Source organism: Prauserella sp. PE36 (assembly GCF_003311655.1).
Lineage (GTDB): Bacteria > Actinomycetota > Actinomycetes > Mycobacteriales > Pseudonocardiaceae > Prauserella_A > Prauserella_A endophytica.
On the sequence record NZ_QEQT01000060.1, the window covers coordinates 1 to 22,166 of the forward strand.

Consider the following 22,166-nt stretch of genomic DNA (forward strand, 5'->3'; position numbering starts at 1 on the left):
GCGACTCGGTGTCCAGAACGGGGGACTCGCGGTCCTGAGCGGGCGACTCGGTGTCCGGAGCGGGGGACTCGCGGGCTGGAGCGGGGGACTCGCGGGTTACCAAACCGTGTCCGGTCGATGGGGGCTTAATCGGTACAGGAGTCTTCCCGGCGCCCGGTCGACGGGCATATGTTGTCGCCCACAACATTTGCGCGACGTGGCGCCGGCCAGTTCCGGGTCGCCGCTCGTCGGCTGGGAGATCCGGAAAGGTTCTACGGATGCGGACCAAGAGACCTCTTGCATTCGCCGCTGCCGTCCTGGGCGTTACGTTGACGCTTGCGGCATGCGGTGCCAACACCGGGGGCGGCGACGAGGGCGGTGCGGGCGACACGGCCGCGCAGGAAGGAGCCGCCCCGAACGGCACGGTCGGCGTGATCCTCCCCGAGACGGCCACCTCGGCCCGCTGGGAGGGCTTCGACAAGCCGATGATCGAGGAGGCGCTGCGCGCCGAGGGCTTCGACCCCGATGTGCAGAACGCCCAGGGTGACGTCCAGAAGTTCACGACACTGGCCGACGGCATGATCGCCCAGGGCGTGAAGGTGCTCGTGATCGCCTCGATCAACAGCGAGGTCGGCAGCGCGGTCGCGGCCAAGGCCAAGAACGCGGGCATCCCGACCATCGACTACGACCGCCTCAACCTCGGAGGCGGCTCCGACTACTACGTCTCCTTCGACAACGTGAAGGTGGGCGAGCTCCAGGGCGAGGGCCTCGCCAAGGCGCTCGAAGGCAAGCGAGGCGCGCAGGTCATCGAGATCGAGGGCGCCCCGACGGACAACAACGCCACCCTCTTCCACGAGGGTCAGCGCAACGTCCTTCAGCCGCTGTACGACAACGGCACGCTCAAGCTCGTGCGGAGCCAGCCGATCGACGACTGGAACAACCAGAAGGGCGGCACGACCTTCGAGCAGATCCTGACGTCCAACGGCGGCAAGGTGGACGGCGTCGTCGCCGCCAACGACGGGCTCGCGGGCGCGATCATCACCGTGCTGAAGAAGAACGGCATGGCCGGCAAGGTCCCCGTGACGGGCCAGGACGCCACTCCCGACGGCCTCAAGGCCATCCTTCGCGGAGACCAGTACATGACGGTCTTCAAGCCCATCGAGGAGGAGGCCGAGGCGACGGCGAAGCTCGCCGCGGCGCTGGCCAAGAACGACACCGCAGCCGCCGACGCGCTGGCGAAGGACACCAGCCACGACCCCGAGGGCAACCGCGAGGTCAAGTCCGTGCTGCTGGAGCCCTACCTGATCACGAAGAACGAGGTCAAGCGCGTCATCGACGAGGGCTACGTCAAGGCCAGCGAGGTCTGCACCGACGACCTGCAGGCGACCTGCTCGCAGCTCGGGATCTCCTGACCCCCGGCTCCCGACCCCGGGGCGGGGCGCGCACCCCGACGGCGCGTTCCGCCCCGGTCCCACGGACAAGAACGACAGGGACAAGCATGAGTGAGCCCATCCTGCACATCACCGGCCTGAACAAGAGCTTCGGGCCGGTTCACGTCCTGCACGACATCGACTTCGACGTTCGTGCGGGGGAGGTCACCGCGCTCGTCGGTGACAACGGGGCCGGCAAGTCGACGCTCGTCAAGTGCATCGCGGGCATCCACGGAGCCGACTCCGGCACGATCGAGTTCCAGGGCAGGGAAGTGCACATCCGCAGCCCCAAGGACGCCGCGGAGCTCGGCATCGAGGTCGTGTACCAGGACCTCGCCCTGGCCGACAACCTCGACATCGTGCAGAACATGTTCCTCGGCAGGGAGCGCGGCAGCGCGTGGCTGCTCGACGAGGCCAGCATGGAGAAGGCGGCGCGGGAGACCCTCGCCTCGCTGTCGGTGCGCACCGTGAAGTCCGTGCGCACCCCGGTCTCGGCGCTCTCGGGCGGGCAGCGGCAGACCGTGGCCATCGCCAAGTCGGTGCTGTGGGACAGCAAGGTCGTGCTGCTGGACGAGCCGACCGCCGCCCTCGGCGTCGCGCAGACCCGGCAGGTGCTGGACCTGGTCCGCAGGCTCGCCGAGCAGGGGCTCGGCGTGGTGCTGATCAGCCACAACATGGCCGACGTCTTCGAGGTCGCCGACCGCATCGCCGTGCTGTACCTCGGCCGGATGGCCGCGGAGGTCTACACCAAGAACGTCACCCATGGCCAGGTGGTCGAGCTGATCACCGCGGGCCGCTCCGGTGACATCGGACTCGCCCGTCCCGAGCACGCCGTGCTGTGAGCCGCACTGTGAACGAGAAAGAACCCACCATGACTCAAACCCCCACGGCGTCGCCGAACACGGCGATCACCGACTTCGGCATCGACACCACCACCATGTCGACGTCCGAGGCCGTGCGCGACTACATCTCCCGCCTGCGGGCGGGGCAGCTCGGCTCGCTGCCCGCGTTGCTCGGGCTCGTCGCGCTCGTCATCGTGTTCGCCTCGTTGTCCGACGTCTTCCTGTCGCTCAACAACCTCGCGAACCTGCTCGCACAGGGCGCCGGGCAGACGATCATCGCGATGGGCATCGTGTTCGTGCTGCTGGTCGGCGAGATCGACCTCTCGGCGGGCACGGCGTCCGGTGTCGCGGGCGCGGTGCTCGCGATGCACTTCGCCGAGAACGGGAACCTGCTGGGCGGCATGGGCTCCACCGTCTTCATCATGTTCCTGGCCGCACTTGGCCTCGGTGCGGTGCTCGCGGCGCTGCTGCGAATCTGGGCCGGTACCGCGATGTCGGTGCTGGGCATCGTGATCGCGGCGTCCGGGATGTCGGCCAACCCGTGGATCGAGATGCTGCTGGCGTTGTGCACCGGCACGGCGATCGGCTGCATCACGGGCTACCTCGTGTCCCGCATCGGCATGCCGTCCTTTGTGGTCACACTCGCGCTTTTCCTTGCGTGGCAAGGCGTCATTCTGCAGTTCATCGGCGAGGGCGGCGTGATCGGGATCAGCAGCTCGCCGGTGCTGGACAAGGTCGCCAACGGCAACCTGTCCGTGCTCGGCAGCTGGCTGCTGTGCGTGATCGCGGTCGGCGGGTTCGCTGCGGCGACGCTCGGCAGGCACTTCACCCGGCTGCGGCGCGGGCTCGTCACGCAGCCGACGTCGATCGTGCTGTTCAAGGTCGGCGGCATCGGGGCGATCGGCATCGCCGCCACCGCGCTGCTGACGGTCAACCGCTCGCCCAACGACAACATCGTGATCACCGGCGTGCCCTACGTGGTGCCGATCGTGCTCGGCCTGCTCGTGATCGGCACCTACGTGCTCAACCGGACGCGCTACGGCAGGCACATCTACGCCGTCGGCGGCAACCGCGAGGCGGCGCGCCGTGCGGGCGTCAACGTCACCAAGATCCGCGCGAGCGTGTTCGTGGTGTGCTCGTCGGTCGCCGCGCTCGGCGCGATCGTCTACTCGTCGAAGGTCGGCTCGGTGGACCCGCAGGCCGGTGGCCTGAACACCCTGCTGTTCGCCGTCGGCGCGGCCGTGATCGGTGGCGCGTCGCTGTTCGGTGGCCGGGGCCGGGTGTCCGACGCGGTGATCGGCGGCACGGTGCTCGCCGTCGTGGCCAACGGCCTTGGCCTGCTGCGCCAGCCCGCGGCGGTCGTGTCGATCGTGACCGGACTGGTGCTGCTGCTGGCCGCCACCGTCGACGCGCTGTCGCGCCGGCGCGCGGCCTCCGCGACACGATGAGTTCGGGTGATGGAACGATAACGTCGTGACCAGCACACCCGTTTCCCGACCAGACGAGGTGCGCCGGTACAACCGATCGAGCCTGCTCCGCCTTCTCCACGTGGGCGGCCCGGTCACCCGGGCCACCCTGGCGACCGAGCTCGGGCTGAACCGCAGCACCATCAAGACGCTCGTCGACGGCCTCGCCGAGTCGGGCGTGGTCGAGGAACGGGTGCCCCGGCCGGGCCGTGGCGCGGGCAGGCCGTCGCTGCTGGTGCTGCCGCAGCCGCAGGCCGCCGTGGTGCTCGCGGTGGACGTCCAGGTGGAGCACGTGGCGATCGCGCTCGTCGGGCTCGGCGGGCTGATTCTCGGCCGCAACAGCTGGAACCTGCACGGCCGCACCGGGGAGCCTGCCGAGGTGATCACGCACGTCCTGGAGTCGACGGCGTGGCTGGCCGCCGACCTCGGCCTGAAGCCGGTCGCGTGCGGCATCTCGGTGCCCGGCGTGGTGCGGCGCTCGGACGGCCTTGTGCACGAGGCCCCGAACCTGCGCTGGTCGGAGGTCGCGCTCGGGACGCGGATGTCGGCGGGCCTCGGCGTGCCCGTGGTGGTCGGCAACGACGCCGAGCTCGGCGCGCTGGCCGAGCACCTGCGCGGGGCGGCTCGGGGCGCGTCGGACGCGGTCTTCGTGTCGGCCGACATCGGCGTCGGCGGGGGAGTGATCGCCCAGGGCTCGTCGCTGCGTGGCTCGGGGGGCTACGTGGGGGAGATCGGCCACATGGTCGTCAACCCCCACGGCCGGTCCTGCTACTGCGGCAACGTGGGGTGCTGGGAGACCGAGGTCGGCGAGGCCGCGTTGCGGAGGGCGCTCTCGCTGCCGCAGGACAGCCCGCGCGGCACGATCGTCGTCGAGCTGCGTGAGCTGGGACGGGACCCCGCCGCCTCGCTCGCGCGGCTCGGCGAGTTCGCCGAATGGCTCACACTCGGCCTGGTGAACGTGGTGAACCTGCTGGGCCCCGAGCTGGTGGTGCTCGGGGACCTGTTCACCGCGCTGCCGCCCGCCGTGCTGGACCGCGTCGGCGAGGAGGTCCGCACGCGCAGCATGGTGAGCCGCGCGGTCGGCGGCGTGCGGATCGAGAAGTCCTCGCTCGGCGCGGACGTCAAGCTCCTCGGCGCCGCCGAGGCCGCCTTCGAGGGCGTCCTCGACAGCGTCTGAGACGGCGGGTGAGACGGCTGGTGAGACGGCTGGTGAGGCGTCAGGCCCGCACGCGCCGCCGCCAGGCCAGCAGCGCGTCGAGAACCAGGAACGCCACCAGCGAGACGCCCAGGAGCGGAAGGAACCAGCCGATGGCGACCGCGGCGGCGCCGAGCAGCACGAGCCCCCACGGCGGCACCTGGCGCCACGCCCCGCGCGGGAACGGCCTGCCGACGCCGAACGCGGCGTCCCTCGTGGGCCTGCGCTGCCACCACATGCGGTAGCCGAGCACCACGAGTGTGATCACCGCGACGCACACGACCGCCAGCACCAGCTGGTTCGGCAGCCCGAACAGCAGGCCCATGTGGGCGTCGATGCCCCAGCGGGCGAACTTGGCCATCAGCGGCCAGTCCTCGAAGCGCACCACCTCGAGGACCTCGCCGGTGGCCGGGTCGACCGCGGCGGCGTCCTGGGCCGACGGCCAGCTCCGCTCGGTGCGCTGGACGACGTAGACCTCGCCATCGGCCGATGGCGGCCTGATCTCCACCGGATCGCCGAGACCTTCGTTCCGTGCCGAGGCCAGCACCCGGTCGAACCCGGCGTCGGTGACGGGTGCCGCGCCGTCGTGCGCGTGGCCGCCCGCGCCGTGCTCGGCGTGCTCGGCGTGCTCCCCGGCCGAGGCCGACACCGACGGCGTCTCCCACGACAGCGCCTCCCTGAGCTTGCCGACGTTCTCCCCGGCGAACTGCGACCACGTGAGCCCGGTGGCCGAGAGGAACAGCAGCACAAGCGCCACCCACGTGCCCGTGGCGCCGTGCCAGGACAGCGTGCGCTGCCTGCCCTTCGCCGCGCGGCCGGGCACGAGCCGCCTGCGGCGCCGCCTGCCCCACCACAGCACCAGCCCGCCGAGCACGACGACCCACAGCCAGCTGGCGGCGAGCTCGCTGTAGATCCGGCCGGCGTCGCCGAGGTGCAGACCACGGTGCAGCTGGTCCAGCCACGCGCGCAGCGGCAGTGCCTGCCCGGAGCCGTAGGTCTCCAGCACGCCCCGGACCTCGCCGTCGTGCGGGTTGACGAACACGGTGTGGCGGTAGCTCTCCGCGAGCCCAGGCGTGTCGAAGATCACCTGCGTGGTGTCGGTCGGCGACGGCGAGGGCCGCACCGAGGCGAGCGTGCTGCCCGGCAGCTCGGCCTTTGCCGCGGCGACCTGCTGGGCCAGCGGCACCGACACAGGCGAGGCCGGGACGTGCAACTCGTGGTCGTAGACCGCCTGTTCGAGCTGGGGCGCGAAGATGTAGAGCAGGCCCGTCAGCGCTGCGACGAGGATGAATGGGCCGACGAGGATGCCCGCGTAGAAGTGCAGCCGCAGCAGGAGCGGCCGGAGTGTCCGGCGGTTCGGCGGTTCGGCGCGTGGTGACTCGATCTCGGCCTCGGTCGACATGCCTGACAGGTCGGTGGCCGGGCCGCCGCGGTTCCCGGAACGTCAGGGTGTGGCGCGAGTCACTGTGTCCCGGGTAGCCGAACGGGCGGGGACCCTCCTGAGGATCCCCGCCCGTTCTCGCGGCTGGTGGTGACGGCTCAGCGCTGGATGTCGGCTTCCAGCTCCTTGAGCTTGGCTTCGTACTCGCGGCCGTGGTGCCCGCAGAACAGCAGCTCTCCGCCGCTGGGGAGTACTGCGCGCATCTGTGCGGCTGCTCCACAGCGGTCGCAACGGTCCGCAGCGGTCAGTTCGGGGCGGGTGAGCGTCGGTGAAGTCATTGGAGTCTCCCTCCGTCCCGGCATCGGCGCGCCGATGCCATCAGTTCAGCCGCGATCACCTCGTCGGGCCGGGTGCCTTTCTCGGTGTTCGCTGCTTCCACTCTTGCAGACGTTTCGCCGCCCGCAAGTGTTCCCGCGTGTGTGGGAGGTGTGTCACGTCGAATTACCCCGGATGTCCTAGATCCATCCCGGCATTCAGGAAGCGATCTCCGCTACCACGACGTTTGCCATGGTCAGGCACCATCGTTGCGTGGACGTTGCGGCATCGAAACGGCGGATCGACAGGCTTCCCGCCCCGATCTTGTTCGTTCTCAGCGGAATTTCCATGTACGTCGGCGCGGCGCTCGCGGTGTGGCTGTTCGATGTGGCATCACCGTCCGGAGTCGCGTGGTTGCGCTGTCTGGGTGCCGCGGTGATCCTCCTGGCGTGGCGCCGTCCCGGCCGCGCGGCGTGGCGCGGCCGTCCGCTGTTGCTCGCGGGCGCGTTCGGGATCGTGACGGCGGGCATGAACGTGGTGTTCTACGAGGCCATCGCCCGCCTGCCGCTCGGCACCGTGGTGGCGCTGGAGTTCGTGGGACCGGTCGTGGTCGCGGCGTTCGGCTCGCGGGGCCGCCGCGACATCGCGGCCCTGGTGTTCGTCGCGGTCGGCGTGGTGTGCATCGCCGACGTCCAGCTGCGCGGCAGCCCGTCGGGCGTGGCGTTCGCGCTGGCGGCCGCCGCGGCGTGGGCGGGCTACATCGTGCTCGGCAAGAAGGTCGCGCTCGGCGGGAACGGCATCGACAGCCTCGCGGTGGGCTTCGCCGTGGCGACCGTGCTGCTCTCACCGCTGGCGCTCGGCACGGGCGGCGTCTGGGGCGAGCCGGACCTGCTGGTGATGGGCATCGGCGTCGGCCTGCTCTCCACCGTCGTGCCCTACGTGCTCGACCAGGTGGTGTTGCGGCGGGTCGGGCAGGCCCGGTTCGCGGTGCTGCTGGCGCTGCTGCCGGTGACGGCCACGGTGACCGGCCTGGTGGTGCTCGGGCAGGTCCCGAGCCTGCTGGAGGCGCTGGGCATCCTCGCCGTCGTCGCGGGTGTGGCCCTGCGCTCCCGCGACCCCGGGGAGGGCGCGGCGGTGCGCGAGCCGCCGTGACGCGTGACCGTGAGCGATCTCACTGGCAGGATGAGCCGATGAGCAAGGCGGCATCGGCGGCGGCCAAGGACCTCGCGCTCGCCGGCGTGCGTGGTGTGCACCTCGCCTGGGCAGACAACAACGGCATCCCCCGGTCGCGGATCGTGCCCATCGGCGGCCTCGCCGACGCCGCGGCGCGCGGTGTGGGGGCGACCGCGCTGTTCGCCGTCTTCGACACCCACGACCGCATCACCTACCGCCATCCGGGCCTGAGCACGCCGTCGGGCGACATCCGGCTCTTTCCGGTGCTCGAGCGCCTGCGCAGGCTCGCGGGCCAGCCCTCGTTCGCGTGGGCGCCCGCGCGGCAGGTCGCCGCCGACGGTTCGCCGTGGCCGTACTGCCAGCGTGGCGTGCTCGAACGCGTGGTCGCCGAGGCGGAGGTCAGGGGCTTCGAGCTGCGCGCGGGGTTCGAACTGGAGTTCGCGGTGGCGCCGGCGGCCAGCTCCGACATCGCCTCGGCGCCCGGCCACACCGGGCCCGCGTACAGCCCGCACGCGCTGGTGGGCATCGACGACTTCGTGGCGGGCCTGCTGCACGACTTCGACGTCAACGGGCTGCGGATCGGCCAGCTGCACGCCGAGTACGGCCTCGCGCAGCTCGAGCTGAGCCTGGCCGCCACCGACCCGGTCTCGGCGGCCGACGACCAGCTGCTCGCCCGGCAGACCATCCACGCGGCCGCGCACGCGCACGGGCTGCGGGCGAGCTTCGCGCCGCTCGTCAGCCCCCAGGCCGCCGGCAACGGCTGGCACCTGCACTCGTCGGTGCGGCGCAGGGCCCGCAACCTCCTCGCGGGGCGGGACCGGCCTGGCCCCGACGGCGCGGCCTACGTCGCGGGCCTGCTGCGGGACCTGCCCGCACTGACCGCCGTGACGGCTCCGAGCGTGGTGTCCACGGCCCGGCTGCGGCCCGGCTACTTCGCGAGCGCGTTCACGTTCTGGGGCACGGAGAACCGGGAGGCGCCGTTGCGGTACGTGCCCGGAACGGAGCTGCTCGGCGACGACCACGCCAACGTCGAGTACAAGCCCTGCGACGCCTCCGCGAACCCGTACCTCGCGCTCGCGGTGGTCTTCGCCGCCGGGCTGGCTGGGATCGAGGAGGGTCTCGAACCGCCCGCGCCGGTGGCCGAGGACCCGGGCACGTGGAGCTCAGGGCAGCGGGAGGCACGTGGCGTGCGCAGGCTGCCCGCGTCGCCGGAGGAGCAGGCCGCGGCGCTCGCCGCCTGTCCCCGCGTGTCCGGAGTGCTGGGGGAGGACCTGCTCGGCGCGTTCCAGGCGGTGCGTGGGTCCGACGCCGAGTGGGCGGACGGCAAGCCACTCCACGAGCTCGTCGGCGCGCACCTGTGGCGGTACTGACGTCGTGCGGCTCTCCGACGAGGTGCGCAGCCTGCCGGGCGCCGGACGGGTGGTCACACTGGCCGCAGGGGAACGCCCGCAGAAGGACGAGCTGTGCGGTGCCTTCGCGGGCCTGGTCGCGCTGCGCGCGGGCGGCGCCGAGGTGACCGACCAGGACGAGGTCGCGCTCGCGGCGGGCACCGTGCTCACTGAGGGCGCTCCGTCAGGCAGCCTCCCACCCGGGGAGAAGGGCCGCGCCGATTTCCGGCTCGCCCTGCCCCGCACGGCCGACCCCGCGCGGGCGGGCACGTCCGCGATCGGCGTGGTGCGGGCGATCGAGACGTTGTCCGAGGGAGCGCTCGCGGTCGTGCCCGCGAGTGGCGAGTGGTCGGCGTCCGTGGTGGCCCGGCTGCTCGACGGCGTGCGCGGACTGGCGCTCGTCGCCGTCATCGCCAATGTGGACACCGGCGCGTTCGCCGCGCCCGACACGCCGCCGAGGGCACTGCGCGACTACCTCGACACCGGACTCGTTCCACTGTGGACGTCGCGCTGGCGGGTCGGCCATTTCGTGCTCGTCGCCGGGGTGCTGTCCGGCGAGGAGGGCACCCTTGTCTCCATAGTGGACACCTACGAGTCGTTGGGCGACAACGGGGTTCATCTGCAGCCCATTGGCCACGTGGCCGCGGCGCTGCGCCGCGAGGGCGGCGCGCCCGGCGGGGTGCTGCTCGTCGTGCCCGCCGCCGAGGCGGACGCCGCCCGTGCCGTGGTGACCGGGTCCGGGCTGCGCGCCGAGCTGTGGGACAACGGCAGCCCCGCGCCCCTCACCTGAGCGACTTCTCGCGCTCCTCCGCTCCCAGCCGGGAGTGCCTGCGCCCGTAGAACAGGTAGATCAGCAGGCCGAGCAGCAGCCACGCGCCGAACCGGATCCACGTCAGCACGTCCAGGTTCAGCATGAGGTAGAAACACGCGAGCGCCGCCACGACCGGCAGCACCGGGGAGAGCGGCACGCGGAACGGGCGTCGCAGGTCGGGCCTGGTGCGGCGCAGCACGGGCACCGCGATCGCGACGATGATCATCGCCGAGAGCGCGCCGATGCTGACCATGTCGGCGAGCTCGCTGATCGGGACGAACGCGGCGAGCAGCGCGATCAGCACCGCGCCACCGATCGTCACGCGGTGCGGAGTGCCCCAGCGGGGGTGCACGGTTCCCAGCGGTTTGGGGAGCAGCCCGTCGCGGCCCATCGCGTAGCCGATCCGGCCGATTGTCACGAGCTCCACCATCATCACCGACGTCAGGCCCGTGATGGCGCCCAGCGAGATGAGCGCGGCCACCCAGTGCTGGCCCACCGAGCCGAACGCGGCGGCCAGCGGCGCGCCCTCGTCGATGTCGGTGAACGGCACCATGCCGGTGAGCACGAGCGACACGCCGAGGTAGAGCAGCGCGCACAGCCCGAGTGCGCCGAGGATGCCGACGCGCAGGTCCTTGCCGGGGTTGCGGGTCTCCTCACCGAGGTTGGCCAGAGCCTCGAACCCGGTGTACGCGAAGAACACGACGGCCGCGGCGGTGAGCATCCCGGCGAGGCCGTACACCGACTGCTCTAGGCCGAGCGCAGCCTGCACCACCGGCTGGTGCAGCGTGCTCGTGCCCTCCTCGGCGGGTTGCGCGGGCGGGACGAACGGGGTCAGGTTCGCGGCCTTGACGAAGAAGGCGCCGACGCCGATCACCAGAACGCACACGGCGACCTTGACGAGCACGAGCGCGTTGGTGGCCACGGCCGACTCGCGGATGCCCACGACGGCGATCACCGTGAGCACCGCGATGATCACCACCGCGCCGAGGTTCACGACGGCGTCCTCGCCGAACAGTTCCTGCGGCAGCCCGAGCAGGTTCGCCAGGTAGCCGGACCAGCTTCGCGACACCACGGCCGCGCCGAGTGCGAACTCCAGGAGCAGGTCCCAGCCGATGATCCACGCGAACACCTCGCCGAGGGTCGCGAACGCGTAAGTGTAGGCACTGCCCGCGGTCGGCACGCTGGATGCCAGCTCGGCGTAGCAGAGCGCGGCGAGGCCCGCGACCACCGCGCCGATCAGGAACGACAGCGTCACCGAAGGGCCTGCGTGGGTCTTCGCCTCGACGCCGGCGAGCGTGAAGATACCGGTGCCGATGATGATCCCGACACCGAAGCCGACGAGATCCCGGCCCTTGAGCCGTCGCTTCAGCTCGCTCGTTTCCTGTCGTTGGAGAACGTCGTCGACGTTCAGCGTCCGGAAAATACCCACCCGCGACACGGTAATTCACGCCGAAGACCGACGCTCGGCAACGTGGTCCCGCTCAACCATCCAGCTCGCTGGCCAGCAACGCGGCCTGGACGCGCGAGTGCAGGTGCAGTTTGGCCAGCACGCGCGACACGTGGGTCTTCACGGTGGTCTCGCCGATGAACAGCTTCGCCGCGATCTCGGCGTTGGACAGCCCTTCGCCGAGACACGCGAGCACCTCGCGTTCCCGGCCGGTGAGGTGCTCGAGCCCGGCGGGGCGCGGCGGGGGAGGGGCCGCCCTGGCGAACGCGCTGATGAGCTTGCGCGTGACCTGTGGCGCCACAACGCCCTCGCCCGCGGCGACCAGCCGCACTGCCTCCACCAGCCGGGGCGCCTCGACCGACTTCAGCAGGAACCCGGCCGCACCGGCCCGCAGCGCGCCGTACACGTACTCGTCGAGGTCGAACGTCGTGAGCACCAGCACCTCAGCCAGGTTCTCGCCCACGAGCTCGCGCGTGGCCGTGATGCCGTCGACGTCGGGCATCCGCACGTCCATGAGCACCACGTCCGGTTTGAGCGCCCGGGCCTGCCGGACCGCCGCTGCACCGTCGGCGGCCTCGCCGACCACCTCGATGCCGTCCGCGCCGGAGAGGATCATCACGATGCCGGCCCTGATCGCGGCGTGATCGTCGGCGACGACGACGCGGATGCTCATGCCGCGACCTCCGGCACCGGCAGTGCCGCGTGCACACGCCAGCCCCGCCCGCCGGGACCCGCCGCGAACGTCCCGCCCACGGCGGCCGCCCGCTCCCGCATGCTCAGCAGGCCGGTCCCGGACTCGCCCGCATGCGCGGAACCGGTGAGCTCGTTGGTGACCTCGACCGTGAGCACGCCGTCCGCGTGCCGGATCGTGAGCGTCGCCTCCGCGCCTGGCGCGTGCTTGACCGCGTTGGTGAGCGCCTCCTGGGCGATCCGGTACGCGGTGAGGTCCACGGCCGCGGGCAGCGGTGTGGCCGGGTCGAGGTCGGTGTGGACGTCGAGCCGCATCCCGCTTGCCCTCGCCGACTCGGTGAGCCGGGAGAGCCCGGCGAGCCTGGCAGGCGCGGTCACCTCCCCGGTGCCGTGCTCCCGCAGCAGCCCGATCATCGTCCGCATCTCCTCCAGCGCGCTCACACTGTTCTCCCGCACGGACGTCAGCACCGTCCGCGCGGCCTTCGGGTCCGTTGTGGACAGAGCGGCCTCCGACTGCAACGCTATCGCCGACAGGTGCCCGGCGATGACGTCGTGCAGATCCCGTGCCATGCGGGCACGTTCGGCCGCCACTGCGGCGTCGCGGTCCAGCTCGGCGATCCTCGCCAGCTGCGCCGCGTTGGCTCGTTCGGTCTCGGTCAGCTCGCGGTGCCACCGGATGTCGGTGCCCCACCACACCGGGATCGCGACGAAGGGCACGTACACGACGATCGCGAGCACCGCGATCCGCCAGTCGGGAACGAGCAGCAAGGCGATCACCGACGCCGCGAGCGCGCCCACCGCGGTGAGCGTCACCATGGCCCTGCTCAGCCGCCGGGAACCGTACAGCGTCGCCGAGTACAGCGTGTCGCCGAACGCCAGCAGCATCGGCACCGTGACCCCGAGGGCCGCGTCCACGCCGAGGGGGACCAGCGCCACGCACAGCAGCAGACCCGGCGCGCGCCTGCGCAGCAACAGCAGCGAGCACAGCACGCCCAGCAGCGCGTACCGTGTCCACATCGGAATGTGCTCACCGCCCAGCAGCGAGTGCAGGCCGGCCGAGTACAGCACGCTGCCGAGTGCGAAGTAGCCCGAGGCGATCACCGCGTCCTGGCCCCAGCGCGGCAGCCTGCTCAACGGCGGGTGATGCGGTGGCACGCCACCATCACAGCACACCTCGCTCCGGCCCGGCGTCCTCCCAAGTGATGACGGCTGCGTCGTGCCGTTCGCCGATGTCCCCGGCCCTCCGGCGGCGCAGGCTGGGAGCCATGATCGAACTACTCGGAATCCTGCTCGTCGTCCAGGGCGTCGGCGGGCTCGTCAACCGGATCGCGGGCAGCGGCTCGGAGAGCTGGTTCGTGCAGCTGCACCTGCTGCCCGACGTCGCGCACATCCCGGTCAGCATCGCGATGGGGCTCGCCGGCGCGGTGCTGGCGACCCTCGGGTCGGCCCGGCGCAAGAAGAACCCCTCGTGAAGGTTCCGGTGTCCGGAACCCTCACGAGGGGTGAGGGGGTCCTGCTGGTGGCCCGTCAGTCCAGGTAGTCGCGCAGCACCTGCGAACGCGACGGGTGCCGCAGCTTCGACATGGTCTTGGACTCGATCTGGCGGATGCGCTCGCGGGTCACGCCGTAGACCTGGCCGATCTCGTCTAAAGTCCTCGGCTGGCCGTCGGTGAGCCCGAAGCGCAGCCGCACCACGCCGGCCTCGCGCTCGGACAGTGTCTGCAGCACCGACTGCAGCTGGTCCTGCAGGAGCGTGAACGACACCGCGTCCACCGCCACGACGGCCTCGCTGTCCTCGATGAAGTCACCGAGCTGCGAGTCGCCCTCGTCGCCGATGGTCTGGTCGAGCGAGATCGGCTCGCGGGCGTACTGCTGGATCTCCAGGACCTTCTCCGGGGAGATGTCCATCTCTTTGGCGAGTTCCTCGGGGGTGGGCTCGCGGCCGAGGTCCTGCAGCAGCTCGCGCTGGATACGTCCCAGCTTGTTGATCACCTCGACCATGTGCACCGGGATGCGGATGGTGCGGGCCTGGTCGGCCATGGCGCGGGTGATCGCCTGCCGGATCCACCACGTGGCGTACGTGGAGAACTTGAAACCCTTGGTGTAGTCGAACTTCTCGACCGCGCGGATCAGGCCGAGGTTGCCCTCCTGGATGAGGTCCAGGAACGCCATGCCGCGGCCGGTGTAGCGCTTGGCCAGCGACACCACGAGACGGAGGTTCGCCTCGAGCAGGTGGCTCTTGGCCCGCTCGCCGTCCCGCACGATCCACTTGAGGTCGCGGCGCATCTGGGTGCTGAGCTTCTCGCCCTCGTCCTCGGCGACGCGCACCCGCTCGGCGGCGTAGAGCCCGGCCTCGATGCGCTTGGCGAGCTCCACCTCCTCCTCGGCGTTGAGCAGCGCGACCTTACCGATCTGCTTGAGGTAGGCGCGGACCGAGTCGGCCGATGCCGTCAGCTCGGCGTCCTTGCGGGCCTGCCGTAGCGCCTCCGACTCCTCCTCGTCCCAGACGAAGTCGGGGTCGTTCGAGGAGCGGGCCTTGGCGGGCGTGCCCGACTCCTCCTCGCTCTCGGACTCCTCGGAGTCCTCCTCCGTCACGGTCGCGTCGACGACGTCGACCTCCACCGCCTCGACATCCAGGTCCGACAGGTCGACGTCCTCCAGCTCGGTGGCGTCGACGTCCTCGCCGAACTCGGCGTCCTCGCCCTTGGTCTTCGGCTTGTCCGACTTGGCGCTCTTGCGCGTCCTCGGGGACTTCGCGGGCGCCTTCTTCGCGGCCGACTTCTTCGCCGGGGTCTTCGCACCCGTGGCCGTGCCGTTCGCGGCCGCCGTGCTGTCCTCGGCTGTCGCTTCCTTGGCGGCGCTCGTTGTCTTCGTCGTCCCGCTTCGGGTTGCGGTCTTTGCGGCTGCCACGTACGCCCTTTCACAGCGGTCGATCATGACGAACCGGTACGCATGCGTCCCGGCTGCCTTAGATTCGGGGAACATACCCCGGCCTGCGGTTTTGCCTCCCGCAGCCGAGGGCCGTGTTCCATTGTAACGACGATGTGGGTCAGCGTCGCCAAGCGATCAACTTTCGCCTGGCGAGCCGGTGTGCCTCCCGGCGCGGCGCCGTCAGTGCTCGATGCCCTCCACGGCGGCGGCCGCCGCCCCCACGATCCCGGCGTTGTTCTGCAACGATGCGACCACGACGCGTGTCCGGTTGTCGAGCAGGGGCACCCACTTCTCGGACTTCTTGCTGACCCCGCCGCCCACGATGAACAGGTCGGGCCAGATGAGATTCTCGAGCACAGTCAGATAACGATCGACGCGCTTGGCCCACTCCGGGTACGACAGGCCCTCGTTGTCCTTCACCGACGCGGCTGCCTTCTTCTCCGCGTCGTGCCCGTCGACCTCGAGGTGGCCGAGCTCGGTGTTCGGCACGAGCTTGCCGTCGTGGAACAGGGCGCTGCCGATGCCGGTGCCGAACGTCAGCAGCGCGACCACGCCGTGCCGCCCGGCCGGGTCGCCGAAGCGCATCTCGGCCATGCCCGCGGCGTCGGCGTCGTTGAGCATGGCGATGTCGTCGACGTGCCTGCCCAGCCGCTTCGCGAACAGCGAATCCGCGTCGGTGCCGATCCAGCTGGGGTCGATGTTCGCCGCGGTCTGCGCGACGCCCTTCTTGATGACGGCGGGCAGCGTGATGCCGACCGGGCCGTCCCAGCCGAAGTGGGCCACGATCTCGGCCACGACCTCAGCGACGGCGCCGGGCGTCGCCGGCTGCGGCGTGTCGATCCGCAGCCGGTCGCCGATCAGCTGGCCCTTCTCCAGATCGACAAGGGCGCCCTTGATGCCGCTGCCGCCGATGTCGATGCCGAAACCTCGGGTCGCCGTCATTGGCGTCGTCCCTTCCTGCTCGATTCAGAAGCCATTGGCCGAGACTTTAGCGGGGTGTGGTCCCATGGTGGAGTGGGTGCCTTTGAACTCGACGCAGCCGAGGCGGCTGCCCTGACCACCGTCGCCGAGCAGGTCGCCGCCGAGGCCGCCGGGCTCGTTCTCCGAGCCCGCGACTCCATGCTCTCGGGCCGCGCCGTGAGTGTCGCCACCAAGACCAGCGCCACCGACGTCGTCACCGCCGTCGACCGCGAGTCGGAGGAGCTCATCCGCACCCGGCTCGCCGAGCTGCGGCCGGGAGAGCCGGTGCTGGGCGAGGAGGAGGGCGGCCGGACCGGCGACGGCGTCACGTGGGTCGTCGACCCGATCGACGGCACCGTCAACTTCCTCTACGGGCTCCCGGAGTTCGCCGTGTCCGTCGCGGCGCAGGTGGACGGCGTGTCCGTGGCGGGCGCCGTCGTCGAGCCGGTGAGCGGGCGGCGCTGGACCGGTACGCGCGGCGCCGGGTCGTGGCTGGACGGCAGGCCGCTGCGGGTGTCGTCGCCGGAGCGGCTCGACCTCGCGCTGCTCGGCACCGGGTTCGCCTACGTGCCGGAGCGGAGGGCCCGCCAGGCGGACATGGTGGCCGGGCTGCTCGGCCACGTGCGCGACATCCGCAGGCCGGGCTCGGCGGCGCTGGACCTGTGCGCGGTGGCGGCTGGCTGGACCGACGCGTACTTCGAGCACGGGCTGCACCGCTGGGACTGGGCGGCGGGCGCCCTGATCGCCGCCGAGGCCGGCGCGGTCGTCTCGCTGCCGGGGGAGGACCCGGAGCTGGGCGTGGACGGCACGCTCGCGGCGGCGCCCTCCATCGCCGACGCGCTGCGCGCCGCGGTCGTCAAGTGCGGCGCGAGCGGAGTCTGATCCCCTGCGTGACCGGCCCCCAAGGCCACCTTTGTTGCGTTGAGCGCAACAAAGGTGGCCTTGGGGGCCGTTGGCTCAGCAGTGCTCGGGGCGGGTTTCGTCGAGGAGGGCCTGGTCGATGTCCGGGCCCTTGCCCGTCGACTGTTCCGACTCGCCGGTGCCGCGGTTCTGCGCCGACCACGTGTTGAGCCGGTCGAGCACGTCCCGCGCCGCCGTGGTGAGCCGCGCGTTGTTGAACGCCGTGCCGATGGCGAGGTCCACCGTCGCGTCCTGCCGGTTGTCCCGCACCAGCTCGAGGCAGGGGTCGACCAGCGCGACCGTGCGCGCCGCGCCCTCACCGTTGGCGCCGTAGCGGATCTGGCCGTGACAGTTGGCCTCGGCGTTGGCGTAGGCGGGATCGTTCTCCGGCTCGGCGATCTGCGTGAACCCGAGCCGGCGCAGGCCCTCGGTGGTCATCGCGGCCTGTCCGCGCGTGCCGCTCGCGTTGAGCACGCGTACCGCCACGCGGTCCGGCGGCGTCGGCTGCGTGGCGTCGAGCGCGTCGTGGGGCTGCGGGGTGTAGGTGACGCCCCCGGTCGGAGTCGGCGACGGCTGACACCGGATCGCCTCTTCGAGGTCGGTGTTCGAAGAAATGGCGTTCACCCACACGAACGCCGCGACGAGCCCCAGCACCCCGATCACGATCAGGGCAGGCAGCGGCTTGTACTTCCGGTACGGCTTGACCCGCCCGCTCCGGAAGCCCCCGTTCCCCGACACCACCGCGCCGTCCCTTCCGATCCCCGTCCGCACATGCCTTCGACAGACACGTCGTTGCTGATCAGCCTAGGCGTTACAGGCCGAACAGCGGAAAGCCCCATCGGGATGGCACCACGCGCGCGCCGTGCGGGCAAGCGGACCATGCCGTCGGCCAGCCACCCGATACCGCGGAGCACCCCGAATGGGCCACCGTACCGCCCGACCCCGGATTAGCCCTGTTGGGTGACGTATTTTAGGCCTTGGGTGACCTGTTTCGAGTTGGGGTACGCGGTGGGCTACCCTCTCCGGGCTCCGGGCGGGAAGTGAGTGTCTCGGGATAGAGACGACCCTCACTGTCTTTTCGGGCACAAACACAGGCGCTGGAACGTTGACCAGCGGCACGAGGACTCACGAGCGGCGGGCTCGGGTGTCCGAAGTACTGATATCGAAGCTGATCGCAGGGGTGAAGGACAATGGCGACCGACTACGACGCTCCGCGCCGCAGCGAAGCCGACGAGCTTGCCGAAGACTCGTTGGAGGAGCTGAAGGCACGGCGTAACGAGACGCAGTCCGGCGTGGTCGACGTGGACGAGGACGCGACCGCCGAGAACTTCGAGCTTCCGGGGGCCGACCTGTCGGGGCTGTCGGGTGAGGACCTGACCGTCAAGGTCGTGCCGAAGCAGGCTGACGAGTTCACCTGCTCGGTGTGCTTCCTGGTGCACCACCGCAGCCGCCTGGCCGAGGAGTCGGGTGGACGGCTGATCTGCCGCGACTGCGCCTGACCGAGGGCGTAGGCGCCTGGCGCGGGGGCGGCGGCACCCGGAGGGGCTGGGGTTCTACGAAGGGGTGGTCGAGCGTGCGCTCGGCCACCCTGTTTCGTACCCGTGCGCGCGTCAGCCGGCCTCGCGGTGCCCGCGCAGCAGCTCGGCGAGCCGCTCCGGGTGCCGGGTGCTGATCAGCCAGTACGGCGTGGGGTCCTCGGGGTCGGTGAGGTGGATCCGGACCATCGTGGGCACCCAGCCGCGATGGGCGACGAACGCGGCTGGATCGAGCTCGGGGCCCAGCGCCTTGCGCTTGGCGGCCTTGCCGATCACCTCGACCTCCCCGGCGAAGCGCAGGGGCAGGTGCGCGTCGCCCACCCACAGCTCCGGCTCGGAGCCCTTGGTGACCGACACCGTGAGCCTGCCCATGCCGAGCAGCAGGACCACCACGACGGGCAGCAGGATCACGTAGGGCAGCCACGCCCGCACACCGGGGTAACCCATGTGGATCTCGGCGGCCAGCAACGCCCCGCCCAGCAGCGGCAGGGGCCAGCCCCACCACGACAGGTACAGGCGCTCCGAGTGCGCAAGGGCCGCCTTCGCTCGCGTACGTGTACTACTGCTCACGACGTCAGGGTAGTCTCGCGTGTCGTGTCCAGCGTGCAGGTCCTGCTCTCCCGTCTCGATCCCGGTGTCCCGCCGCCCGCCTACGCCAAGCCCGGTGACGCCGGAGCCGACCTGGTGACCACGTCGGACGTGGTCCTGCAGCCGGGAGAGCGGGCCGTCGTGGGCACGGGCGTGGCGATCGCGCTCCCGCCCGGCTACGCCGGCTTCGTCCATCCCCGTTCGGGCCTCGCCGCGCGGGTCGGGCTCTCGATCGTCAACACGCCGGGGACCATCGACTCGGGTTACCGGGGCGAGATCAAGGTGTGCCTGGTGAACCACGACCCGAAGGAGCCGGTCGAGCTGTCGCGGGGTGACCGGATCGCGCAGCTGGTGGTGCAGCGGGTCGAGCACGTTGAGTTCGTGGAGGTCGCCGAGCTGGAGGCCACGGAGCGGGGCGCGGGCGGATACGGTTCGACGGGTGGGCACGCGGCCCTCGGAACGGAGAAGTAGTGGGGATTTTCGGGCGTAAGCGCAAGGCCGGGCGCGCGCGGGACGAGGAGTACGGCGACGACGCGGCCTACGAGGCCTACGACGCGGACACCGGGGAGGATCCGGAGGACGACGGTCCGGACGCGCCGGCGGGGCCGTACGACGTCGCCGACGCGCCGGACGACGGGCGCCCGCGCATGGACCTCGGCTCCGTGCGCGTGCCCGTGCCGGACGGGTCGCAGGTGCAGGTCGAGATGGACCAGCAGAGCGGCAACGTCCGCGCGGTGCACATCGTCACCGGGCACGGCCAGGTCACGGTCAGCGCCTACGCGGCGCCTCGCTCGGGCGGGCTGTGGAAGGACGTGAGCGCCGAGCTGGCCGACCAGCTGCGGGCCGACGGCGCGAAGGTGACCTCCGGCCGGGGCGAGTGGGGTACCGAGCTGTCGGCGATCGTCGGCGAGGTCGCGCTGCGGTTCGTCGGCGTGGACGGTCCGCGCTGGATGCTGCGCGGCGTGATCGCCGGCCCGCAGTCGCAGGCCGCGCAGGCGCCGGTCGTGCTGCGGGACATCGTGCGGGAGACGGTCGTCGTGCGCGGCGACTCGCCGATGCCGGTGCGCACGCCGCTGCCGATCAAGCTGCCCGAGTCCATCGCGGCGCACATCGCCGAGCAGCAGGCCCAGCAGGGGTGAGCCCCGTGGCGCCCGTCAGGACCCCGACCCGGGGGTGAGCGCCCGCAGCCACGCGAGCACCGCGGCGCGGCCGAGCGCCTCGCGGTCGGCGCCGAACGCCGCGAGGCTCGTCTCGCACACGCTCGCCCTCGGCAGCGCGGCCGCCCACGCGTGCGCGACCGAAACGGGGTGCACCGGGTCGTCCACGCACGCGGCGATCCCTACGGGGACGTCGAGCGCGCGCAGCCGGTGCAGCTCCGGGGCGCGGTGGGCGGCGGCGGAGCGCAGGCTGCCCGGCAGCCCGTCGCCGTGCCTGCGCCACGCGCGGTCCAGCTCCCCGGCGAGCCACGGCGCCACGCCTGCCGTCGAGGTGGCCAGGGCCGCGTCGAGGCCCGCGCGTTCCACGAGCTCCGCCGAGGCCCTCGCCGCGAGGGCGGCCGGTGCCTCGCCGGGGTCGCCGTTCCACGCGGGCAGGGCCACCAGCACCCCCGCGCACCGCTCCGGGTTGCGCAGTGCCCACTCGGCCGCCAGGTGGGCGCCGAGCGAGATCCCGCCCGCCAGCACAGGTCCCGCCAGCGTCTCCGCCCACTGGTCGAGCAGGCCGAGGTAACCGGTCACCACCGCGTCGCCGGGCGGCGGGGGCGGGGCGACCAACTCGACTCCCAGGGCCGCCAGCGGGCCCGCGAAGACAGAACGGACAAACACCTCGTCCGACCCCGTTCCGGGCAGGATGACGGCGGTTGATCTCGGCATAACGGAGGTCACGTTGCGATACTGGCCGAAGTCGGCTTCCCTTGCTCCGACAGAGCTACGCTGGACAAGCACGGGCCAATCAAGTCGGGGGCCCCGGAGCACAGGAGCAGGCGCCTATGTCCGCCAAAGAAGGCGGCTACTTCAGCCGGTTGGTTCGCAAACTGACCAGTGACATCGAGCAGCTGGACGCCGACGACCTATCCGAGAAGTCAGAGGCCGGTGGCGCGCAGCGCGCGTGTGACTGCCGGTCGGGCGAGGAAGTGACCGTGCTGGGCCGGTTACGGAGTGTTGATTTGTGTCCGGCCAGCGAAGCCGCCACTCTGGAGGCGGAGTTGTTCGACGGCACGGACGAGGTCACGCTGGTGTGGCTCGGCCGCCGCCGGATCCCGGGGATCGAACCTGGGCGCACCATCAAGGTCCGCGGCCGCATGGCCGAACGCAACGGTCAGAAGGTGCTGTACAACCCGTACTACGAACTGTTGCAGACCACCTGAGTGAGAGTTTTCGCGCGTGACTGAGCCCGATCAGCCCGAACGCACCGACGAGAAGAACGCCGCCAAGCAGGGCACTGAGCACGAGCGCGAGCCCACGCTGCTCGAGCAGATGGGCGGCGTCTCTGGGCTGATCTACTCGTCGGTCCCGGTGATCGTGTTCGTCCTCGCGAACAGCCTGTTCGATCTGCCCGTCGCGATCTGGAGTGCGGTGGGCAGCGCCGTGCTGATCACGATCCTGCGGATCGTGCGCAAGGAGCCGCTGCAGCCGGCGATCTCCGGGTTCTTCGGCGTCGCGATCGCCGCGTTCATCGCCTACCGCACGGGCTCGGCCAAGGGCTTCTTCCTGTTCGGCATCTGGGCGAGCCTCGTGTACTGCGCGGCGCTGGTGCTGTCCGTGGTGGTGCGCTGGCCGCTCGCCGGGGTCGTGTGGAGCTACCTCAACGGCAGCGGCATGGCGTGGCGCAAGGACAAGCACTCGCGCCTCGGCTACGACATCGCCACGCTCGCGCTCGCCGCGGTGTTCGCGGCCCGGTTCGTGGTGCAGCGGTGGCTGTACGAGGAGGACTACACGGGCTGGCTCGCCTTCGCCAAGATCGCGATGGGCTACCCGCTGTACGGCCTCGCGCTGCTCGTCGTGGTGTGGGCCGTGCGCCGTTCCGACAAGCGGCTCAAGGAGCTCGAGACCGGCGAGGAGCTCACCGACGCCGAGATCGAGGCGCGGCTGCGCGTCAAGTACGGCGAGAGCCCCGCGCCCGGCACGCAGTAGCGGC

The 22,166-nt window shown here is 71.3% G+C and carries 24 protein-coding genes; 14 read left to right on the top strand and 10 right to left on the bottom strand.

Features of this window, described 5'->3' with window-relative positions; genetic code table 11:
• The first annotated feature begins 257 nt into the window (after window positions 1-257).
• The 4 genes from DI005_RS14960 (at window position 258) to DI005_RS14975 (ending at window position 4,894) form a co-directional block, all read left to right on the top strand.
• Entirely contained in the window at window positions 258-1,391 is a 1,134-nt protein-coding gene (locus DI005_RS14960) for a sugar ABC transporter substrate-binding protein (RefSeq protein WP_113642524.1), read from the top strand.
• A gap of 86 nt (window positions 1,392-1,477) precedes the next feature.
• Complete coding sequence (locus tag DI005_RS14965; RefSeq protein ID WP_112267002.1) at window positions 1,478-2,251, top strand: ATP-binding cassette domain-containing protein; 774 nt, start codon at window positions 1,478-1,480, stop codon at window positions 2,249-2,251.
• A gap of 29 nt (window positions 2,252-2,280) precedes the next feature.
• Window positions 2,281-3,699, top strand: a complete 1,419-nt coding sequence (locus tag DI005_RS14970; protein WP_113642526.1) for a sugar ABC transporter permease — start codon at window positions 2,281-2,283, stop codon at window positions 3,697-3,699.
• 25 nt (window positions 3,700-3,724) lie between these two features.
• Entirely contained in the window at window positions 3,725-4,894 is a 1,170-nt protein-coding gene (locus DI005_RS14975) for an ROK family transcriptional regulator (RefSeq protein WP_112266998.1), read from the top strand.
• A 40-nt stretch (window positions 4,895-4,934) separates the two neighbouring features.
• Here DI005_RS14975 and DI005_RS14980 read toward each other — a convergent pair whose 3' ends face one another.
• Both DI005_RS14980 and DI005_RS14985 read right to left on the bottom strand, forming a co-directional pair.
• On the bottom strand, window positions 4,935-6,314 hold the full coding sequence (locus tag DI005_RS14980; protein ID WP_113642528.1) for a PepSY domain-containing protein: 1,380 nt from the start codon (window positions 6,312-6,314) through the stop codon (window positions 4,935-4,937).
• A 137-nt stretch (window positions 6,315-6,451) separates the two neighbouring features.
• Entirely contained in the window at window positions 6,452-6,631 is a 180-nt protein-coding gene (locus DI005_RS14985; protein ID WP_110338539.1) for a hypothetical protein, read from the bottom strand.
• A gap of 325 nt (window positions 6,632-6,956) precedes the next feature.
• On the opposite strand from DI005_RS14985, the gene DI005_RS14990 reads away from it, so the two are divergent.
• The 3 genes from DI005_RS14990 to DI005_RS15000 are packed head-to-tail and all read left to right on the top strand — an operon-like array spanning window position 6,957 to window position 9,959.
• Entirely contained in the window at window positions 6,957-7,760 is an 804-nt protein-coding gene (locus tag DI005_RS14990; RefSeq protein WP_228714037.1) for a DMT family transporter, read from the top strand.
• A 38-nt stretch (window positions 7,761-7,798) separates the two neighbouring features.
• Complete coding sequence (locus tag DI005_RS14995; protein WP_113642529.1) at window positions 7,799-9,151, top strand: glutamine synthetase family protein; 1,353 nt, start codon at window positions 7,799-7,801, stop codon at window positions 9,149-9,151.
• A 4-nt stretch (window positions 9,152-9,155) separates the two neighbouring features.
• Complete coding sequence (locus tag DI005_RS15000; protein WP_113642531.1) at window positions 9,156-9,959, top strand: hypothetical protein; 804 nt, start codon at window positions 9,156-9,158, stop codon at window positions 9,957-9,959.
• Here the strand turns inward: DI005_RS15000 and DI005_RS15005 are convergent.
• Genes DI005_RS15005 through DI005_RS15015 form a run of 3 tightly spaced genes read right to left on the bottom strand, consistent with a single transcriptional unit; the run spans window position 9,952 to window position 13,272 of the window.
• Window positions 9,952-11,409, bottom strand: a complete 1,458-nt coding sequence (locus DI005_RS15005) for an amino acid permease (protein WP_113642533.1) — start codon at window positions 11,407-11,409, stop codon at window positions 9,952-9,954. The genes DI005_RS15000 and DI005_RS15005 overlap by 8 nt on opposite strands.
• A gap of 52 nt (window positions 11,410-11,461) precedes the next feature.
• Complete coding sequence (locus DI005_RS15010; protein WP_112266985.1) at window positions 11,462-12,100, bottom strand: response regulator transcription factor; 639 nt, start codon at window positions 12,098-12,100, stop codon at window positions 11,462-11,464.
• The gene (locus tag DI005_RS15015; protein ID WP_112266983.1) at window positions 12,097-13,272 is read right to left on the bottom strand and encodes a sensor histidine kinase; all 1,176 of its coding nucleotides are present in this window, start codon (window positions 13,270-13,272) and stop codon (window positions 12,097-12,099) included. Before DI005_RS15015 ends, DI005_RS15010 begins: the two co-directional genes overlap by 4 nt.
• 110 nt (window positions 13,273-13,382) lie before the next feature.
• Here DI005_RS15015 and DI005_RS15020 point away from each other — a divergent pair, with 110 nt between their 5' ends.
• Window positions 13,383-13,589 (top strand): hypothetical protein, encoded by a 207-nt coding sequence (locus tag DI005_RS15020; protein WP_113642535.1) that lies wholly within the window; start codon window positions 13,383-13,385, stop codon window positions 13,587-13,589.
• A 55-nt stretch (window positions 13,590-13,644) separates the two neighbouring features.
• Here DI005_RS15020 and DI005_RS15025 read toward each other — a convergent pair whose 3' ends face one another.
• Together DI005_RS15025 and ppgK are read right to left on the bottom strand one after the other, a co-directional pair.
• Complete coding sequence (locus tag DI005_RS15025) at window positions 13,645-15,054, bottom strand: RNA polymerase sigma factor (protein WP_112266968.1); 1,410 nt, start codon at window positions 15,052-15,054, stop codon at window positions 13,645-13,647.
• A 174-nt stretch (window positions 15,055-15,228) separates the two neighbouring features.
• Entirely contained in the window at window positions 15,229-15,990 is a 762-nt protein-coding gene (gene ppgK, locus DI005_RS15030) for a polyphosphate--glucose phosphotransferase (protein WP_112266967.1), read from the bottom strand.
• 72 nt (window positions 15,991-16,062) lie between these two features.
• Here ppgK and DI005_RS15035 point away from each other — a divergent pair, with 72 nt between their 5' ends.
• On the top strand, window positions 16,063-16,890 hold the full coding sequence (locus tag DI005_RS15035; protein WP_228714038.1) for an inositol monophosphatase family protein: 828 nt from the start codon (window positions 16,063-16,065) through the stop codon (window positions 16,888-16,890).
• Window positions 16,891-16,965: 75 nt separating this feature from the next.
• Here DI005_RS15035 and cei read toward each other — a convergent pair whose 3' ends face one another.
• Window positions 16,966-17,649, bottom strand: a complete 684-nt coding sequence (gene cei / locus DI005_RS15040) for an envelope integrity protein Cei (RefSeq protein WP_112268241.1) — start codon at window positions 17,647-17,649, stop codon at window positions 16,966-16,968.
• 449 nt (window positions 17,650-18,098) lie between these two features.
• Here cei and DI005_RS15045 point away from each other — a divergent pair, with 449 nt between their 5' ends.
• Complete coding sequence (locus DI005_RS15045; protein ID WP_009153915.1) at window positions 18,099-18,407, top strand: DUF4193 domain-containing protein; 309 nt, start codon at window positions 18,099-18,101, stop codon at window positions 18,405-18,407.
• Between the two features lie 111 nt (window positions 18,408-18,518).
• Here DI005_RS15045 and DI005_RS15050 read toward each other — a convergent pair whose 3' ends face one another.
• Window positions 18,519-19,013 (bottom strand): DUF3093 domain-containing protein, encoded by a 495-nt coding sequence (locus DI005_RS15050; RefSeq protein WP_113642537.1) that lies wholly within the window; start codon window positions 19,011-19,013, stop codon window positions 18,519-18,521.
• A 24-nt stretch (window positions 19,014-19,037) separates the two neighbouring features.
• Here DI005_RS15050 and dut point away from each other — a divergent pair, with 24 nt between their 5' ends.
• Window positions 19,038-19,502: a dUTP diphosphatase gene (dut, locus tag DI005_RS15055; protein WP_112266965.1), complete on the top strand. Its 465-nt coding sequence runs from the start codon at window positions 19,038-19,040 to the stop codon at window positions 19,500-19,502.
• Window positions 19,502-20,170 (top strand): DUF3710 domain-containing protein, encoded by a 669-nt coding sequence (locus tag DI005_RS15060; protein WP_112266964.1) that lies wholly within the window; start codon window positions 19,502-19,504, stop codon window positions 20,168-20,170. The genes dut and DI005_RS15060 overlap by 1 nt, the downstream gene beginning before the upstream one ends.
• Window positions 20,171-20,185: 15 nt before the next feature.
• Here DI005_RS15060 and DI005_RS15065 read toward each other — a convergent pair whose 3' ends face one another.
• Window positions 20,186-20,902, bottom strand: a complete 717-nt coding sequence (locus DI005_RS15065; protein ID WP_113642538.1) for an alpha/beta fold hydrolase — start codon at window positions 20,900-20,902, stop codon at window positions 20,186-20,188.
• A gap of 116 nt (window positions 20,903-21,018) precedes the next feature.
• Here DI005_RS15065 and DI005_RS15070 point away from each other — a divergent pair, with 116 nt between their 5' ends.
• Window positions 21,019-21,396: an OB-fold nucleic acid binding domain-containing protein gene (locus DI005_RS15070; RefSeq protein ID WP_110338513.1), complete on the top strand. Its 378-nt coding sequence runs from the start codon at window positions 21,019-21,021 to the stop codon at window positions 21,394-21,396.
• 16 nt (window positions 21,397-21,412) lie between these two features.
• Complete coding sequence (locus tag DI005_RS15075; RefSeq protein ID WP_369973585.1) at window positions 21,413-22,162, top strand: DUF3159 domain-containing protein; 750 nt, start codon at window positions 21,413-21,415, stop codon at window positions 22,160-22,162.
• Window positions 22,163-22,166: the final 4 nt, after the last annotated feature.